The 16874-nt window shown below is 31.5% G+C and carries 14 protein-coding genes; 11 read left to right on the forward strand and 3 right to left on the reverse strand.

Translation table 11 applies throughout. From position 1 onward, the window contains the following. The first annotated feature begins 10 nt into the window (after nt 1–10). From lptC to HNP35_RS04420, 5 genes are all read left to right on the forward strand, one after another. On the forward strand, nt 11–571 hold the full coding sequence (lptC, locus tag HNP35_RS04400) for an LPS export ABC transporter periplasmic protein LptC (RefSeq protein WP_184158071.1): 561 nt from the start codon (nt 11–13) through the stop codon (nt 569–571). A 3-nt stretch (nt 572–574) separates the two neighbouring features. Then, nucleotides 575–757, forward strand: a complete 183-nt coding sequence (locus tag HNP35_RS04405) for a hypothetical protein (RefSeq protein WP_184158069.1) — start codon at nt 575–577, stop codon at nt 755–757. Nucleotides 758–759: 2 nt separating this feature from the next. Continuing rightward, on the forward strand, nt 760–2016 hold the full coding sequence (locus HNP35_RS04410) for a hemolysin family protein (protein WP_184158067.1): 1257 nt from the start codon (nt 760–762) through the stop codon (nt 2014–2016). Between the two features lie 107 nt (nt 2017–2123). Then, nucleotides 2124–4223 carry a peptidylprolyl isomerase gene (locus HNP35_RS04415; RefSeq protein ID WP_184158065.1) on the forward strand — a complete coding sequence of 700 codons (2100 nt, stop codon included), beginning with the start codon at nt 2124–2126 and terminating at the stop codon, nt 4221–4223. A 269-nt stretch (nt 4224–4492) separates the two neighbouring features. Further along, nucleotides 4493–4936, forward strand: coding sequence for a hypothetical protein (locus HNP35_RS04420; protein WP_184158063.1), 444 nt, complete (start codon nt 4493–4495; stop codon nt 4934–4936). Nucleotides 4937–4944: 8 nt separating this feature from the next. On the opposite strand, the gene HNP35_RS04425 is transcribed toward HNP35_RS04420, so the two are convergent. Both HNP35_RS04425 and HNP35_RS04430 read right to left on the reverse strand, forming a co-directional pair. Then, nucleotides 4945–5853 carry a GYDIA family GHMP kinase gene (locus HNP35_RS04425; RefSeq protein WP_184158061.1) on the reverse strand — a complete coding sequence of 303 codons (909 nt, stop codon included), beginning with the start codon at nt 5851–5853 and terminating at the stop codon, nt 4945–4947. A 99-nt stretch (nt 5854–5952) separates the two neighbouring features. Further along, nucleotides 5953–7266 carry a hydroxymethylglutaryl-CoA reductase, degradative gene (locus HNP35_RS04430; protein WP_184158059.1) on the reverse strand — a complete coding sequence of 438 codons (1314 nt, stop codon included), beginning with the start codon at nt 7264–7266 and terminating at the stop codon, nt 5953–5955. 182 nt (nt 7267–7448) lie between these two features. Here HNP35_RS04430 and HNP35_RS04435 point away from each other — a divergent pair, with 182 nt between their 5' ends. From HNP35_RS04435 to HNP35_RS04460, 6 genes are all read left to right on the forward strand, one after another. Further along, nucleotides 7449–9620: a S9 family peptidase gene (locus HNP35_RS04435; RefSeq protein WP_184158057.1), complete on the forward strand. Its 2172-nt coding sequence runs from the start codon at nt 7449–7451 to the stop codon at nt 9618–9620. Nucleotides 9621–9658: 38 nt separating this feature from the next. Then, the gene (locus tag HNP35_RS04440) at nt 9659–11335 is read left to right on the forward strand and encodes a peptide MFS transporter (protein ID WP_184158055.1); all 1677 of its coding nucleotides are present in this window, start codon (nt 9659–9661) and stop codon (nt 11333–11335) included. A gap of 92 nt (nt 11336–11427) precedes the next feature. Continuing rightward, the gene (locus tag HNP35_RS04445) at nt 11428–12912 is read left to right on the forward strand and encodes a peptide MFS transporter (RefSeq protein ID WP_184158053.1); all 1485 of its coding nucleotides are present in this window, start codon (nt 11428–11430) and stop codon (nt 12910–12912) included. A 47-nt stretch (nt 12913–12959) separates the two neighbouring features. Further along, on the forward strand, nt 12960–13427 hold the full coding sequence (locus HNP35_RS04450) for a thioredoxin family protein (RefSeq protein WP_184158051.1): 468 nt from the start codon (nt 12960–12962) through the stop codon (nt 13425–13427). Between the two features lie 213 nt (nt 13428–13640). Then, complete coding sequence (locus tag HNP35_RS04455; RefSeq protein WP_184158049.1) at nt 13641–14093, forward strand: thioredoxin family protein; 453 nt, start codon at nt 13641–13643, stop codon at nt 14091–14093. Nucleotides 14094–14356: 263 nt separating this feature from the next. Further along, nucleotides 14357–14806, forward strand: coding sequence for a thioredoxin family protein (locus HNP35_RS04460; RefSeq protein WP_184158047.1), 450 nt, complete (start codon nt 14357–14359; stop codon nt 14804–14806). A 5-nt stretch (nt 14807–14811) separates the two neighbouring features. Here HNP35_RS04460 and HNP35_RS04465 read toward each other — a convergent pair whose 3' ends face one another. Continuing rightward, entirely contained in the window at nt 14812–16845 is a 2034-nt protein-coding gene (locus tag HNP35_RS04465) for a ComEC/Rec2 family competence protein (RefSeq protein ID WP_184158045.1), read from the reverse strand. Nucleotides 16846–16874: the final 29 nt, after the last annotated feature.

Raw genomic sequence — 16874 nt, forward strand, 5'->3', positions numbered from 1 at the left:
CATTTGGCAAATGAATTTACCAAAGAGATATAGTTTGATGGTTGTCACAGTTATTGCTGTGACACTGTTTTTTGGTTGCGAAAGTAATTTTAAAGAAGTTCAAAAAATTAACTTCTCAGAGTTTGTTCCTGCGACCGATGCAGATAATGCCAATATTAAATATACAGACTCAGGCCGAATTACAGGTATTTTAGTTGCTCGTAAAATGCTCGATTATTCTAATCTTGATTTTCCGTTTACAGAATTTCCAAGAGGAATTGATGTAACTTTATACGATAAAAAGCAAAAACGTACTTTTATAAAAGCAAATTATGCTATTTCGTATAAAAGAACTCAAATTATCGATTTGATTGGAAAAGTAGTAATTACTTCAGAAGCTGGTCAGGTTTTAGAAACAGAACAATTGTATTTCGATCAGAAAAACGAATGGTTTTACACTGAAAGAAAATTTAAACTTACCGACACCAAAGGAGTTTCTTTTGGACAAGGAATAGATTTTAGTAAAGACTTTAAAGTGATTAATTCGCAACGTGTAAACGGCGAGTTTGAATCATCAGAAGAAAAATTATAAATTATGGCTTATTTAAAATATACACAATACGTTTACATCCTTTTTGCACTTTTCTTTATTTATGATGGTGTAATAAAACTTAATGAAGGAAATGAAGGGTATCCGTTAAGCTTTGTAATTGCTGGGATGGCCGTTTTTATGTTTTTCTTTAGAAGAAGATTTCTGAATCGTAACAAAAAGCAATAAAAATGGAGATTAGTATTATAATAATATGTTTAATACTAGCAGCCTTTTTTTCTGGAATGGAAATCGCTTTTATTTCCTCCAACAAAATTTACCTTGAAATAGAGAAAAAGCAGGATGATTTCTTGTCTCGAATCTTAACTAAACTCACCGAAAATCCTTCGAAATTTATTGCCGCAATGCTTATTGGCAACAATGTAGCTTTGGTAATTTACGGTTTTTTTATGGGCGATCTGATTCTAAATTGGATCACTCAACTCGGTTTCGTTTTTTCTGATTGGTGGGATATTTTAATTCAGACTTTGCTTGCTGCATTTATAGTTTTGCTGACTTCTGAGTTTTTTCCTAAGGTGTTCTTTCAGATTTATGCCAATTCGTTAATTAAGATTTTGGCGCTTCCAGCTTATTTGTTTTATCGTCTGTTTTATTACATTTCTACTTTCTTTATTTGGATTGCAGATTTTGTATTAAGTAAATTTTTTAGAACTGAAGGAAGTCAGATTCATTTATTTAGCAGAAGTGAACTGGGTAATTATATCACAGAACAAATGAGCACTGTTGAAGAAGATGAAGAGGTCGATTCTGAAATTCAGATTTTCCAGAATGCATTAGAATTTTCTGCTGTAAAAGCGCGCGATATCATGACGCCAAGAACGGAAATTGTAGATATGGATCTTTTTGACTCGGTCGACGATCTGAAAAAGATGTTTATTGAGACAGGATATTCTAAAATAATTATAAGTCAGAATTCTTTAGATGATATTGTAGGTTATGTGCATTCGTTCGATTTGTTTAAAAAGCCAGCAACAATCAAATCTGTTCTGATGACAGTAGAATTTGTTCCAGAAACCATTTTGATAAAAGATGTTTTGAATTTACTGATCAAAAAACGAAAAAATGTCGCAGTTGTTTTGGATGAATACGGAGGAACTTCTGGAATTATGACCATTGAAGATATTGTAGAAGAGCTTTTTGGGGAAATTGAGGACGAACATGATTTGGATGAAGAATTAATAGAAGAAGAAATAGGAGAAGGGAAATATTTGTTCTCAACCCGATTAGATGTGGAATATTTGAATGAAACGTACAAATTAATGATTCCCGAAGAAGACTCTTACGGAACTTTAGGAGGTTTTATTGTTAATCATACGAAGGAAATCCCACAAAAAGGAGATAAAATTGTAATAGATAAGTATCATTTTTTTATAAAAGAGGCCTCAAATAAGAAAATTGAACTGGTCAAATTAACAATTAAAGAGTGATTTTTTAAATTAATGAAAAAAAATGTTGAAAATAAAACGCTAGTTGTATTGTTATTAACTAGATAATTGTATTTTCGCAAACTGAATATAAAATTAACGATAATAAAATGGCAGTTTTAGCAAAAATTAGACAGCGTTCCGCTTTATTGATAGGAGTTATTGCACTTGCATTATTTGCATTTATAATACAAGACTTAATCGGTAAAGGAACATTTAGTCAAAGTTCAAAAGATGTAGGAAGCATCGACGGAAAAGATATTTCATTTGAAGACTTTAGAATTAAAGTTAGTAATCTTGAAAAAAGTGGGCAAGGTATTACTTCCACTGAAGCTGCAAACAGAGTTTGGGATCAAGAAGTTTCAATCGCTTTATTGTCATCACAATTTGAAAAATTAGGATTGAGAGTAGGTGAGAAACACTTATTAGAGGTTTTAAAATCAGATCCAAATATTGGTAAAAATCCAATGTTCTTAAATGCAGCAGGAATTTTTGACGTAGTTAAATTTAAAGATTACTTCAAAGCAAATCCAGAAGCGGCACAATTTATTGCTGAAAAAGAAAAAGACGCAGAATTAAATGCAAAATTCCAAATCTATAATACTTTAATCAAATCAGGACTTTACACAACTGCTAGTGAAGGGAAATTGAAGTACGAAATGGAAGCAAACAAAGTTACTTTTGCATTTGCTGCAGCTCCTTATTCTTCTATTAAAGATAGTGAAGTTAAAATTTCTGATTCAGAGATTGTAGACTACATGAAGAAAAATGAGAAAAAATTCAAAGCAGACGCAACTCGCGAAATTCAATATGTTTTAGTTGAAGACAAACCTTCTAAAGAAGATGAAGCTGAAATTAAAGGTAAATTAACTGCATTATTATCTGGAAGTGTTGTTTACAATGCTAAAACTGGTAAAAATGATACATTACCTGGATTCAAAAATGCTACAAACGTTGCTGAATTTGTAAATGCAAATTCTGACGTTCCTTACGATTCTACTTATGTTCCTAAAAATGCTTTACCAGCAGTTGATGCTGATAAATTATTCAGCTTACCAGCTGGAGCAATTTACGGTCCATATGTTTACGGAAAATACTATGCTATTTCTAAATCTCAAGGATTTAAAGCTGGAGTTAATGCAAAAGCAAGCCATATCTTAATTGGTTACGAAGGATCTCAAACTCCAAACCAAAAAGAAAAAAGAACTAAAGAAGAAGCTAAAGCTAAAGCTGAAGAAATCTTAGCTCAAGTACAAGCTAATCCAGATAGTTTTATGATGTTGGCTTTTACAAGTTCTGATGATTCATCTGCACAACAAGGTGGTGATTTAGGATATTTTGGTCCAAACCAAATGGTAAAACCATTTAATGATTTTGTATTCAGCAACGGAATTGGTAAAGTTGGTTTAGTAGAAACTCCTTTCGGATTTCACGTAATTAAAATTACTGATAAACAAGACGGAATTCGTTTAGCTACAATCGCTCAAAAAATTGAGCCTTCTGAAGCTACTTCTGATAAAGTATTTACATTAGCAACTAAATTTGAAATGGATGCTGCAAGCAAAGATTTTAATGCTGCTGCAAAAGAACTAGGTTTAAAAGTTGCTCCACCGGTAGACGCTAAAGCTATGGATGAAGCATTTGGACCATTAGGAAATCAACGTAACATTGTTAGATGGGCGTTTGATAAAGAAACTAGCACTGGAGATGTTAAACGTTTTGAAATTGCAAATATCGGACACGTAATTGCACAATATAAAGGTGAAAACAAATCAGGTTTAGTTTCTGTTACAATGGCAAGACCTTATGTTGAGCCAATCTTGAAAAACAAGAAAAAAGCTGAATTGTTAAAAGCTAAAATGACAGGTTCTAATCTTGATGCTATTGCTAAAGCTGTAGGAGTTGCTGTTCAGCAAGCAGCCGATGTAACTTTGGATAATCCAGTTTTACCTGGAGGAGTTGGGCAAGAGCCAAGAGTTGTTGGAAATGCATTTGCTTTAACAGCAAATAAAGTTTCTGCTCCAATTGAAGGAAATACTGGAGTTTATGTTGTAAAAAACATTAAAACGGTAAAAGCACCTGCAATTGCAAATCACGCTGCTTATGTAGAGAAAGTAAAAGCTCAAAGTGCAGCAGACGGAAGCAGAGTATTACCAGCGTTGAAAAACAATGCAAAAATTGAAGATAACAGATTACAATTCAATTACTAAGAATTAGCAATCTACTCTATAAAGGCCCGAAACTTTCGTTGAAAGTTTCGGGCTTCTTTTTTATGGATATTATACAATTTCGTTTTGTAATATTTTTTAGTTAATTTTTTGAAAGTCTGTAGGGAAAGTAGATATTTAATCTAAAAAATTTGTGATATTCAAATTATTACAGTTAATTTGTTCGATTTTCTCGTTTAACGGGATTTTTCAGTGTAAAATAATCGACGAAATACATTATTAACGAATTGCTTTAATAATCAGCTATTTGAATGTTTACTACGTTTAATTTTTTTAGAAGAAAGCAAAGAGAATATACCAAAATAGAAAGTCATATTTATGGTATTATTATAGAACTTTTAAAAGTGAGCAGCACCGACATCAATGTAGATGAATTGGGTGGAAAGTATTATTTAAGTAATGAAGAACAACACTTTAAAGTTACGATCTTAAGTAATGATTATGTTATTAGGTTAACTAATACACATGATTCTGTTGCCGAGAAATACGATAAGGTTTTTGTTGAAGATGTTCTAAAAGCTGTAAAAGAAGAAAAACATCGTAGAATGGAACTTGTGTACGATTCTATTACAAATAGTATAGAGAAAATGGCTGAGCGCTTGCACAATAGACTTATAGAGTCAAATGAGCAAGATCAAACAGTACGCCGTTTGGATATAAAACCAACGAAAAAAAAGAGAATTAATAACTTCTAAATCTCTTGTTATAAAATCATCTCAGAGTAGGTTAATATTGTTTCGTAGCCTTTTTTAGCAAAATATTCTTTAGGATTTTCATTAGAAACTACCATAACAAAATCGCCTCCCCAAGCACCAAGGCTTTTGATTACACCATTAAAATCTGGAAAAACGGCTTCTTTTATTGTTTGCATTTCCAGAATATTGCTTAGGTGAATTTCATGTCGCTGAACTGCTGATGCAAATTCCTTTAATGTTTTGGCATTTAGAATAGCGTGAGTTATTTTGTCATTTTCAGCAACACTTTGCGCTAAATGATTGTTTTTATGATTATTGTAAGCGTATATAGCTGATTTGCTATTTTGTTTTTTGTTTAAATAAACAAAATAAATATGATCTTTAAAATCTGGATTAAACTCAACTTGTTCTACTAAATTGTCTTTTATGCGATACAAAACAGGAGTGTTATTTTGTGCGCATGCAATATCATAACCACTGCCTCCAAAACTATTATTTAATAAGGTAAAAGCATTAACATCTGCCCATTGTGCAATATTGTTGATTAATGTAGAAGAAGTTCCTAATCCCCAATTTCTTGGAAAAGTCAAGTGAGTGCTTACTTTGTAACCATTAGAATTGTCAATAAACTTTGGATTTAAAATATATGCTTCGTGTAGAATATTAATTAAAGTTGATTTTACAGTATCGATTTGCAAATTAGAACCCTTAATAACTTCATAAAAAGATAGCGTTTCTTGAAACCATAAATGTCCGTCAGAATCGTAACTTTTCCATTCAATTTCTTTGTTTTCAAGATTTTCTATAATTAAATCTTGACCAAATTTTGTTGGAAGTGCAAAAGCTTCTGCTCCGTCTAAAACCAAATATTCTCCTGCGATAAAAAGTTTTCCGTTACTGTAAAAGGTGTTCTTCATGCTTTATTTTTTTTAAAACTCCAAAATCTAAAAATTCCAAATTCCAACTAAGATTGGGATTTGGTACTTTGTTGAATGCTATAATTTTTGGAATTTTATTTATTTTCTTAGATTCTCAATAAATTCTACCACAGCACTATGAGAAACGGCTGTTTTTTTGAAATGCGTCTTTATTAATTGACGCTCTTCTTCGGTAGCTTCAAATTGATTGATGATATTGTTTAGGTGCATTTTCATGTGGCCTTCCTGAATTCCAGTTGTAGTTAAGGAACGTAAAGCTGCAAAATTCTGTGCTAAACCTGCAACGGCAACAATTTCCATTAATTCTTGTGCAGATGGTTTTTCTAAAATTTCTAAACAAAGTTTTACCAAAGGATGCAAAGATGTCAGTCCGCCGACAGTTCCTAACGCAAGCGGAATTTCAAGCCAGAAAGTAAAAATTCCGTTCTCTATTTTGGCGTGAGATAAACTCGCATATTGTCCATTTTTTGCTGCGTACGCATGAACGCCAGCTTCTACAGCTCTAAAATCATTTCCAGTTGCTAAGATTACTGCATCGACTCCGTTCATAATTCCTTTATTATGCGTTACCGCTCTAAAAGGTTCTACTTCGGCAATTTGAACGGCTTGAACAAAACGTTCGGCAAATGCTGTTGGGTTCGAAATATGTTTTTCAGTTAAATCTTCAATCGGGCAAGAAACTTCTGCTCTTACAAGGCAATTCGGAACATAATTAGACAAAATGCTCATTACAACTTCCAAATTTTCTCCATTCTCACACAAATCAGAATTGTGTGCTTCTTCTTTTAAAGTCGTAGCAAATTGCTCTAAACAAGAATTTATAAAATTAGCTCCCATACTATCTTTTGTTTCAAAAGTAGCATGCAGCTGATAATAATTTTCAAGTAAACTTCTTTTGTCTTTTAGTTTAATATCTAAAATACCACCACCACGCTGTTGCATATTTTTGGTAATGCTTTGCGTTTCTGAAAAGAATTTAGGTTTAATTTGATCAAAGAAAGTTTTTAATTTTTCTGCATCTCCGCTATAATTAAAATGAACTTGACCAATTTTTTCGGTATTAATGATTGTAGTTTTAAAGCCACCGCGAGTTGACCAATATTTTGCCGCTTTTGATGCCGCAGCGACCACAGAACTCTCTTCAATTGCCATCGGAATGGTTTTGTATTTTCCGTTGATTAAAAAGTTTGGAGCAACTCCAAGTGGGATATAGAGGTTTGTAATGGTGTTTTCGATAAATTCGTCATGAAGTTGCTGAAGCTTTTCATCTGAATTCCAGTAATTTCTTATAATATTTTTGGCCTCTTCAGGGTTAGAAAAATATTCATTTGCAATCCAGTTGATTTTTTCTTTTTTGGATAATTTAGAAAATCCGGCAACAGCGTTGTTCATTCTCAGTATATTAAATAATAATGTTGCGGCAAATATACCATTTTAAGAGATTTGTTTAAAATCTATTTTAAAAAGAGGTACTACGCAATCGTTATTTTTTTTAACATTTAACACTTAAAATGTGTATTATGTTTATTTTTTTTACTAAAATTGGGCTCTTTTTTATATTTAAATTAATTGTAATGAATACAAGTAAAATTACTGTAATACTTTTATTTCTAGTTGCAACCGTTTTTGGTCAACAAAAAATCACTATCGAAAATATTTATGGCGGCGCTTTCCGAGCAAAAGGAATGGATGAGCTGCAGTCTTTAAAAAATACAGATCAATATACTGTATTAAATATCGATAGAGCAAGCAGAAGTATGCAGATTGATTTATATGATTTTGCCACTTTAAAAAAAGTATCTAATTTAATTGATACAAAAAATCATAGAGAGTTAGCAGAAGGTATTGATAGTTATACATTTGATGCTTCGGAAAAGAAAATTTTAATTGCTTGCAATACCAATCAGATTTTCCGCCATTCTTTCACAGCTGATTATTATTTGTATGATATCGCTTCTAAATCGCTAACAAAACTTTTTGATTTTCAAGTTCAAGAGCCAACTTTCTCTCCTGACGGATCAAAAATCGCTTATGCAAAAGAAAATAACTTATATGTATACGATGTAGCTTCAAAAAAATCTACACCAATTACAACTGATGGTAAAAAGAATGCTGTAATTAACGGTATTACTGACTGGGTTTACGAAGAAGAATTTGCATTTGTTCGTGCTTTCGATTGGAGTAAAGACAGTAAAAAAGTAGCATACATTCGTTTTGACGAAAGCCAGGTTCCTGAATTTTCAATGTCAATGTTTCACAAAGATTTGTATCCAACAATTGAGACTTTTAAATATCCAAAAGCAGGAGAAAAAAATTCAGATGTTTCATTATATATATATGATGTAGCAGCAGGTGCAACTAAGAAAGTTGATTTAGGAAAATATAATGACTTCTATATTGCAAGATTACAATGGACTAACGATGCAAATGTGCTTTCTGCACAAGTTTTAAATCGCCACCAAGATAATTTAGATTTATTGTTTGTTGATGGAAATACTGCAGTTGCAAAAGTGGTTTTAAATGAAAAAGACAAAGCTTACGTAGACGTAACAGATAATTTAACTTTCTTAAAAGATAACAGTTTTATCTGGACAAGCGAAAAAGACGGTTTTAATCATATTTATGTTTATGATAAAACAGGAAAACTTAAAAATCAGGTTACGAAAGGAAACTGGGAAGTAACTTCATACTACGGTTTCGACGAAAAAACAAAAACTATTTTCTACCAATCTACAGAAAATGGTTCAATTAACAGAGATCTTTACAGAATCTCATTAGACGGAAAAAACAAATTGCGTTTGTCTAAAAAAGTGGGAACAAGTGCTGCAACTTTCAGCCCTAACTTTCAATATTTTATTACTACTTTCTCAAGTAATTTAGTGCCTACGACTTATACTTTAAACGAGTCTAAAACAGGAAAAGAAATTCAAGTTATAGAAAACAATCAAGCTCTTGCTGATAAATTAAAAGCATACAACTTGCCAGCAAAAGAGTTTATCGTTTTAAAAACAGCAAAAGGAAACGAATTAAACGCTTGGATTTTAAAACCAAAAGATTTTGATCCTTCAAAAAAATATCCAGTTTTTATGTACCAATATTCTGGTCCAGGATCTCAGCAGGTAAACAACGATTGGAATAATACTGACGATTATTGGTTTTTATCTCTTACGCAACAAGGTTACATTGTAGCTTGTGTTGACGGAAGAGGAACTGGTTTTAAAGGTGCAGATTTCAAAAAAGTGACTCAAAAAGAATTAGGGAAATATGAGGTAGAAGATCAAATCGATGCTGCAAAAGTAATTGGTTCTTATTCTTATGTTGATCCTGCAAGAATTGGAATTTTCGGATGGAGTTATGGAGGATTTATGGCTTCAAACTGTATTTTCCAAGGAAATGATGTTTTCAAAATGGCAATCGCTGTTGCTCCTGTAACTAACTGGAGATTCTACGATAGCGTTTACACAGAAAGATACATGCAGACTCCACAAGAAAATGCAAGCGGATACGATCAAAATTCACCAATTAATCACGTAGATAAATTGAAAGGTAAATTTTTATTGATTCACGGTTCTGGTGATGATAACGTTCACGTTCAGAATTCAATGCAAATGATGGAAGCTTTAATTCAGGCAAATAAACAATTTGATTCTCAAATTTATCCAGATAAAAATCACGGTATTTATGGTGGGGCTACTAGAATCCAGCTGTACAATAAAATGACTAATTTTATCAAAGAAAATCTATAATCTTAAATCTTTTAAACTTAATTAAATAAGCGAATAATATGGGAGAAACTCAAGTAAAAACTGCGCATCCAAAAGGACTTTGGGTATTGTTTGGAACGGAGATGTGGGAGCGGTTCAATTTTTATGGAATGCGAGCTTTATTGACTTTATTTCTTGTAAATTCATTATTAATGAAAGAAGAAGAAGCGTCATTAATTTATGGAGGTTTCTTAGGACTTTGTTATTTAACGCCAATGCTTGGAGGTTTTATTGCTGACAGGTATTTTGGAAATAGAAATTGTATTTTACTTGGAGGTTTAATGATGGCTTGCGGGCAATTATTATTGTTTACAAGTGGAAGTATTTTTGAAGGAAATCAAGAATTAGCTAGAATAATCATGTTTTGCGGTTTAGGAACAATCGTTTTTGGAAACGGATTCTTTAAACCAAATATCTCTAGTATGGTTGGAAGTTTGTATCCAAAACAAGAGAAAACAAAACTAGATTCTGCTTTTACAATTTTCTACATGGGAATTAATATCGGAGCATTTTTAGGACAATCTATCTGTCCGCTTTTAGGAGATGTTAAAGATGCTGGCGGTTTTAGAGATGTTCACGCTTTTAAATGGGGTTTCTTGGCAGCGGCAATTGCAATGCTTTTAGGAACAATTTTATTTTACTTTTTGAAAAATAAATATGTTGTTTCTCCAGAAGGAAGGCCATTAGGAGGATTGCCTTCTAAAAATGTGGCAGAAGACTTTGAAGAAGGTGAAGCGCAACAAGCTAATTTTTCTTCTAAATCTTTAACTATCGCTGGAGTTGCATTTTTAGTGTTAGGATTGTTTTTTCACTACGTTGTAGGTCAAAATTTAATTTATACTTTAATTTATTCAAGTGGTTTGGCTTTAGCCGGATTAATTATTTCGGATAAATCTTTAACTAAAATAGAGCGTGATAGAATTTTTGTAATTTATATCGTTTCGTTCTTTATTATTTTCTTCTGGGCAGCATTTGAGCAAGCAGGTTCTTCTTTAACATTTATAGCAGATAATCAAACAGATAGAAATTTCTTTGGATTTTTGATGCCAGCATCTATGGTTCAAATTTTTAATGGAATGTTCGTTGTGTTGCTAGCGGTTCCTTTTAGTGTTTTATGGGATACTTTAAGAGCAAAAGGTAAAGAGCCAATTTCTCCTGTAAAATTAGCAGTTGGTTTAGTTATTATTACAATCAGTTTTTTCATGATTGCAAATCAAGTTGCTGGTTTAGGAACTTCAGGTTTGTTATTGGTAAAATGGTTGATTTTATTATATTTCTTGAACACTTGTGCTGAATTATGCTTATCTCCAATTGGTTTGTCATTGGTTGGTAAATTATCTCCAAAACGTTTTGCATCTTTATTATACGGGGTATTCTTTTTGTCTAATGCTTCTGGTTATGCTTTAGGAGGAACTTTAGGTTCTATTCTTCCTGCAACAGGAGACAAATTTGCAAAAGCAAAAGAATTAGGAATAGATCTTCAAGCAATTTTAGATAAAACTGTTACGCCAACTGCAGAGCAATTAGCTCTTTTGGAAAAACACCAAATTAGTGCAGCAAATCACTTTTTTGCTGGATTTGAAATTCACAACCTTTATGAGTTTTTCATGGTGTTTGTAGTGCTTACTGGAATTGCTGCAATAGTATTATTTGCTTTGACTCCATTGTTGAAAAAAATGATGCACGGTGTTAGATAGATTAATGAAATAAAAATATTTTTAAAACATCATCTTTTATATAATTATGAAAGATGATGTTTTTTATTTAGTACTTTAAATAATAAAGTAAAATGAGTCAGAATTTAAGTTTAGAAGAAATTCAAAATTTTAAAGGCAATTACCCAAAGCAATTATGGTATTTGTTTTTAGTGGAAATGTGGGAACGTTTTTGTTTCTACGGAATGAGAGGGGTTTTAGCAGTTTTTATGGTAGATCAATTAGGTCTGGCTGAAGGCAAAGCAAATCTTCAATATGGTGCTGTGCAGGCTTTTGTTTATGCTTTTACATTTATTGGAGGAATTTTTGCCGACAAAATTTTAGGATTTAAAAAATCACTTCTTTTTGGAGGAATCGTTATGATTCTGGGGAATTTGCTAATTGCTGCAAATCCACATGATTTCTTTTATTACGGAATAACGCTTTCTATTATTGGAACAGGCTTTTTTAAACCGAACGTTTCTTCAATGGTTGGGGAGCTTTATCACGAAAACGACAGTCGTCGTGATGCAGGTTACGGATTATTTTATGCTGGAATTAATATTGGTGGAATGCTAGGAGGCGCAATACCAATTTATTTAGGAAAGAATTATTCATGGAGTCTATGTTTTCTTTCGGCAGCGATTGTTATGATAATAGGAGTGGTGACTTTTCTTTTAACAAAAAAACATTTAGCACCAATTGGAAATTCTCCTTTAGAAAATCATGAACCTAAAAAACGTAATTTGTATGAAATTGCCGTTTATGTAGGCTCTTTTGTTGTAGTGCCGTTAGTATACATAATGGTTATTAATTCCGATTTTACAGAGTATTTTATGTATACCATTGGAATTTTGGCATTAGTATATTTTTTATATGAATTGATAATGATAAAAGAGAGAAAACAGCAACTCAAGTTTTTGGCTGCTTTTATCTTTATTTTTGCCTATTTTATGTTTATGGCAATTTCTGAGCAATCGGGAGGTTCTTTGTCTTTATTTGCTAAAGATAATTTAACGAATAAACTGTTGTTTTTCAATATTGATCCAAATGTGGTTAATAATAGTATAAATTCTCTTTATGTTATTATTTTTAGTCCATTAGTAGGCTTTTTGTGGATTTACATGTCTAAACGTAAAATAGAACCAAATACGGTTATCAAATTCGGTTTGTCATTTATTTTGTTGGCGGCAGGTTTCTTTATCTTTTATGCTGCTAGATATTTTGTAAATCAAGATGGCTTAAGTTCTCTAGATGTATTTGCTTTAGGATATCTTTTGTATACACTTGGAGAATTGTGCATTGGTCCAATCGGAATGTCTGTAATTACAAAATTATCTCCTAAAAGATTATTCGGAATGATGATGGGATTATGGTTTCTTTCGAGTGCATTTGGCCAGTTTGCAGCAGGTAAATTAGGAGCCGAAATGTCTGATTCGAATACTGGAACAACATTAATGTCTAAACTTATTGCTTACACTGGCGGATATTATCAATTAGCCGTATATGCACTTGTTGCTGGTATTGCTTTTATTGTTTTAACTCCGTTAATTAGAAGATTAATGCAAGAAGTTAAATAATTAGATTGTAATTAGTTTTTACATAAATTTGTGGAAAATTTCTCATTATGAAAAAAATAATACTTATCGCTTTCTTTTTACTTGGTGCAATGAACCTTCAAGCACAAGAGTTAAAATGGTATACAGATGTTAGAGAAGCAATTACTGTGAGCAATAAAGAACAGAAACCAATGTTAATGTTTTTTACAGGAAGCGATTGGTGCGGTTGGTGTATTCGTCTGCAAAATGAGGTTTTAAAGACGGAAGAATTTAAAAAATGGGCGGTAACAAACGTAGTTTTGGTCGAATTAGATTATCCAAGAGCTGTTGCTCAAACGCCAGAACTTAAAAATCAAAATCTTGAATTGCAACAAGCTTTCCAAATTCAAGGTTTTCCGACTATTTTCTTTACTAGTGCAGAAGCTAAAGATGGAAAAGTTAATTTTAAAGGTCTTGGCAAAACAGGATATGTGGCTGGAGGACCTTCTGCTTGGTTAACAGTCGCAGACGGAATTGTTCATCCGAAGAAATCTTAAAAATACAATCATAAATTATAAAAAAAGTCCTTTGTGCAAGCAAAGGACTTTTTTGTTTAGTAGGAAAATAATTTCAATTAAAAGGTTTAATTATGATTTTTATATTTTATTGTTATTAAAAAAACATATAATGTATTTTTTGTGCTAATAAAAATTGGATAATTAAAATATAATGTTAATTTCGTTTCGCTAATCTAACCAAAACCAATTAATATGACCAAAAAACTACTTATCCTACTGTTTTTTTTGGGTTCATTTTTTATGCAAGCGCAAAATTTGGCATGGCGAACTAACATGACAGATGCAATTGCAATTAGTAATGAACAAAGAAAACCAATGTTGATTTTATTCACTGCCTCAGGTGTACCAGACAATCTTCAAAACGAAATTTTTAAGACTCCAGATTTTGCCGTATGGTCGCGCGATAACGTGGTCTTAGTAAAATTAGATTTATCAGACATGAATGCTTCTGATAGTGATCGTGAACAAAATTTAAAATTGAAAAATGCATTTGGTGTCGAAGAACTTCCAGAAGTATGCTTTGCCATGGCATCAGTTAGAAAAAACAAAACAACATTCAGTGCCCTAGGGAAAATAGCTTATAAACCTGGAGGAGCAAAAGCTTGGATTGCAGAATCGAATACGATTTTACATCCGCCTGAATAAAGATTTCATTTCAACTTTTATTTTAATTTTTTTTTGATACCTCTCTGTCCCCGACAGGGAGGTATTTTTTTTGAATTTAAAAATTTCGAACCGAGAATTTGATTTTTTATGGCATTGTTTTTTATAAAATTATTAAAATAAGAATCGTTTATTATCAATGTGATTTTAATTATTAAATGAGTATTTTTTATTCGTTAAATAATTAGTTTGGTGTTGTTTTTATATTATTTTAGTCGTAATAACTTAACCAAAACCAATTTATTATGCTCCAAAAACTACTTATTTTAGTGCTCTTTTTGAGCTCCTTTTTTGTGCGTTCTCAAGGTTTAGTTTGGAGAACCGATATTAATGATGCTGTTACAGTAAGTTCAGAACAAAGAAAGCCATTGCTCATTTTTTTTACGGGTCAAGGTGTTGGACAGAAATTTCAAAATGAGATTTTTGCTACTCGTGATTTTGAAGATTGGTCTCGTAAAAATGTTGTTTTAGTAAAACTTGATCTTTCAGATCCAACAGTTTCTGAAAACATCAAAGAACAGACAATACGATTAAAAAATGCTTTTGGAGTTGAACAAATTCCGCAAGTATGTTTAACCGAAGTTTATTTAAGGAAAGGAAGAACAAGCTTTAATAAATTAGGTTTAATGACAGATAATCAACTGGGTGTGAAATCTTGGATCGCTGAATGTAATTCTATGTTGAATAAAGAATAATCCAATTAGAATTTATAATATCCCTTTTCTTTCGTTGAATGAAAAGGGATATTTTTTTTGAAACAACTTTCTTCCCAATATTTTTGAATGGAATTGGAATTTGATCCGTCTGCTATTATAATTTTTGGCTGTATTTTGTTTAATAATCGGTCTAGATTTATCTTAGGATTTTGGGTAATGACCAGCAGATCTGGAGATAAATTAGAAGGATAAACTCCAGAACTGTCTATCAAGAGTATTTTTTTGTTTTTAAAATACATTAGGTTTTTTAGCTTTTCACTTTTGTTGAAAGTGACCGAATTTCCAACTAAATAAGAATTTATAATTCTGTCAATTTGTTCGTTTTTAGATAAAGTATCTCTTTTATAAAACACAATGTTTTTTCCTGTGCGAGTAGAAATTAATGTGCTCTTTTTTTGGTTGTAAATAATAAATTCTTGCCCTTTTTCAGTTTGAATTTTAGTTATAATGAATGACAACTGCACTAAAATTACGGCACTCAAAACAAATATTGTTTTATTAAAATTTGGTTTTTTGAGCCACATTATAGTGCTTATTATCAAAAGATAAAAGGCTAGCAGATAATAAGAATTAAAACCAATATTTCGAATAACAAATGTGTCTGCTGAGGCTACAGCGTGTATCATCAGGTTTAAAAGATAAATGCTCTTTTCAAAAATCATGGTTATAAATAATGGCGGACTAGTAAAAATGGCAATTATAATTACTACGATTCCGGCAATCATTATAAAAGACAAAACGGGGAGAATTATAATATTCGTTACAAAAAATAAACCTGGAAATTGATGAAAATAATAAAGACATAAAGGTAAAGTTCCTATTTGAGCTGCAAAAGAAACGGTCAAGGCTTCCCAAATGTAATTTGTTAGTTTGTATTTTGGTTTGTAAAGATTTTTTAGGAGTGGCTGAAGCCAAAGAATGAAAAACAATGCCAAATAGCTTAATTGAAATCCGACATCAAATAAAAAGTAAGGTTCGAATAATAATATCAGTAGAATTGAAACCAATAAAGTATGGTAAATATTGCCGTTTCTCCTTAAATGATTTCCAATTGCGAGAAAAGAAAACATAACTACTGATCTTAAAACTGACGGTGATAAACCAGAAATAATTGCAAATCCAGCTAAAGAAATTAAAACGGATAAAAGCTTAAATAACGATCCTTTTTTTGTGTTTGGAATTGGTTTTAGAATAAAAGTTATAAAAAGCATTATAAAGCCAACGTGCAATCCAGAAACCGATAATATATGTGTTGCTCCAGAATATTGGTAATCTTGAATAATATCTTGTGAAATTTCTTGTTGTTGTCCTAAAATCAATGCAAGAGCAACATTCATTTCTGCTTTATTGAAATTTGATTTTTCAAGGTTTGAAAGTATTCTCGAATGTAATTTGGCGCAGTAATACCAGATGTCTTTTTGAATTAGTTTATTAACCAATATTTCATTTTTCCGGCAATAGATTTGCGCGTATATCTGTTTGTTAGACAAATATTTGCTGTAATCAAACTGATTAGGATTTTTATTGGATGGACTGCGTTGTAAAACAGTTTCAATTTTAATAATATTACCAATTATCAAATGATTTTTTGCACTGTCTTTTTGAATATTGATGATTATTTTGCCTGAATAACTTTTACCAGAAATAGATTTTATGTGGCCAATATAGCGATCGCTATAATCGTTTCCTTTTAGTTTTTCTCTTAGAATTAAAGTTATAAGCTGTTTTTTCTCAAATGCTTTTTTGCAATGAGTGTAATTGCTTTCTTGAAAGCTTTCGGTGTGACTAAATAAGGTTAAAGCACCAATAAAAAAAGCGAGAAAATAAGTTGAAGTTCCAAACAGAAAATTGTTTCTGCGGTATTTTAAATTCCAAAAATAGGAGAAGCAAAATAAAACTAATGAAAAGGAAAGTGCTATTAATATTGTGGTGATCGAAAAATTAAGATAATAGGCAGTAATTACTCCACTTAAAAAGGCAATTGTAACTTTTGCTAACGGAAAATCTAATACTTTCATGTGACAAAAGTATTAAATATTTGTAAGAA

Origin of the sequence: Flavobacterium notoginsengisoli (assembly GCF_014207905.1) — a bacterium.
GTDB lineage: Bacteria > Bacteroidota > Bacteroidia > Flavobacteriales > Flavobacteriaceae > Flavobacterium > Flavobacterium notoginsengisoli_A.

Coding starts and splice junctions, on each gene's coding strand:
- lptC (WP_184158071.1), top strand. CDS start 11: ATGAATTTACCAAAGAGATATAGTTTGATGGTTGTCACAGTTATTGCT.
- HNP35_RS04405 (WP_184158069.1), top strand. CDS start 575: ATGGCTTATTTAAAATATACACAATACGTTTACATCCTTTTTGCACTT.
- HNP35_RS04410 (WP_184158067.1), top strand. CDS start 760: ATGGAGATTAGTATTATAATAATATGTTTAATACTAGCAGCCTTTTTT.
- HNP35_RS04415 (WP_184158065.1), top strand. CDS start 2,124: ATGGCAGTTTTAGCAAAAATTAGACAGCGTTCCGCTTTATTGATAGGA.
- HNP35_RS04420 (WP_184158063.1), top strand. CDS start 4,493: ATGTTTACTACGTTTAATTTTTTTAGAAGAAAGCAAAGAGAATATACC.
- HNP35_RS04425 (WP_184158061.1), bottom strand. CDS start 5,853: ATGAAGAACACCTTTTACAGTAACGGAAAACTTTTTATCGCAGGAGAA.
- HNP35_RS04430 (WP_184158059.1), bottom strand. CDS start 7,266: ATGAACAACGCTGTTGCCGGATTTTCTAAATTATCCAAAAAAGAAAAA.
- HNP35_RS04435 (WP_184158057.1), top strand. CDS start 7,449: ATGAATACAAGTAAAATTACTGTAATACTTTTATTTCTAGTTGCAACC.
- HNP35_RS04440 (WP_184158055.1), top strand. CDS start 9,659: ATGGGAGAAACTCAAGTAAAAACTGCGCATCCAAAAGGACTTTGGGTA.
- HNP35_RS04445 (WP_184158053.1), top strand. CDS start 11,428: ATGAGTCAGAATTTAAGTTTAGAAGAAATTCAAAATTTTAAAGGCAAT.
- HNP35_RS04450 (WP_184158051.1), top strand. CDS start 12,960: ATGAAAAAAATAATACTTATCGCTTTCTTTTTACTTGGTGCAATGAAC.
- HNP35_RS04455 (WP_184158049.1), top strand. CDS start 13,641: ATGACCAAAAAACTACTTATCCTACTGTTTTTTTTGGGTTCATTTTTT.
- HNP35_RS04460 (WP_184158047.1), top strand. CDS start 14,357: ATGCTCCAAAAACTACTTATTTTAGTGCTCTTTTTGAGCTCCTTTTTT.
- HNP35_RS04465 (WP_184158045.1), bottom strand. CDS start 16,845: ATGAAAGTATTAGATTTTCCGTTAGCAAAAGTTACAATTGCCTTTTTA.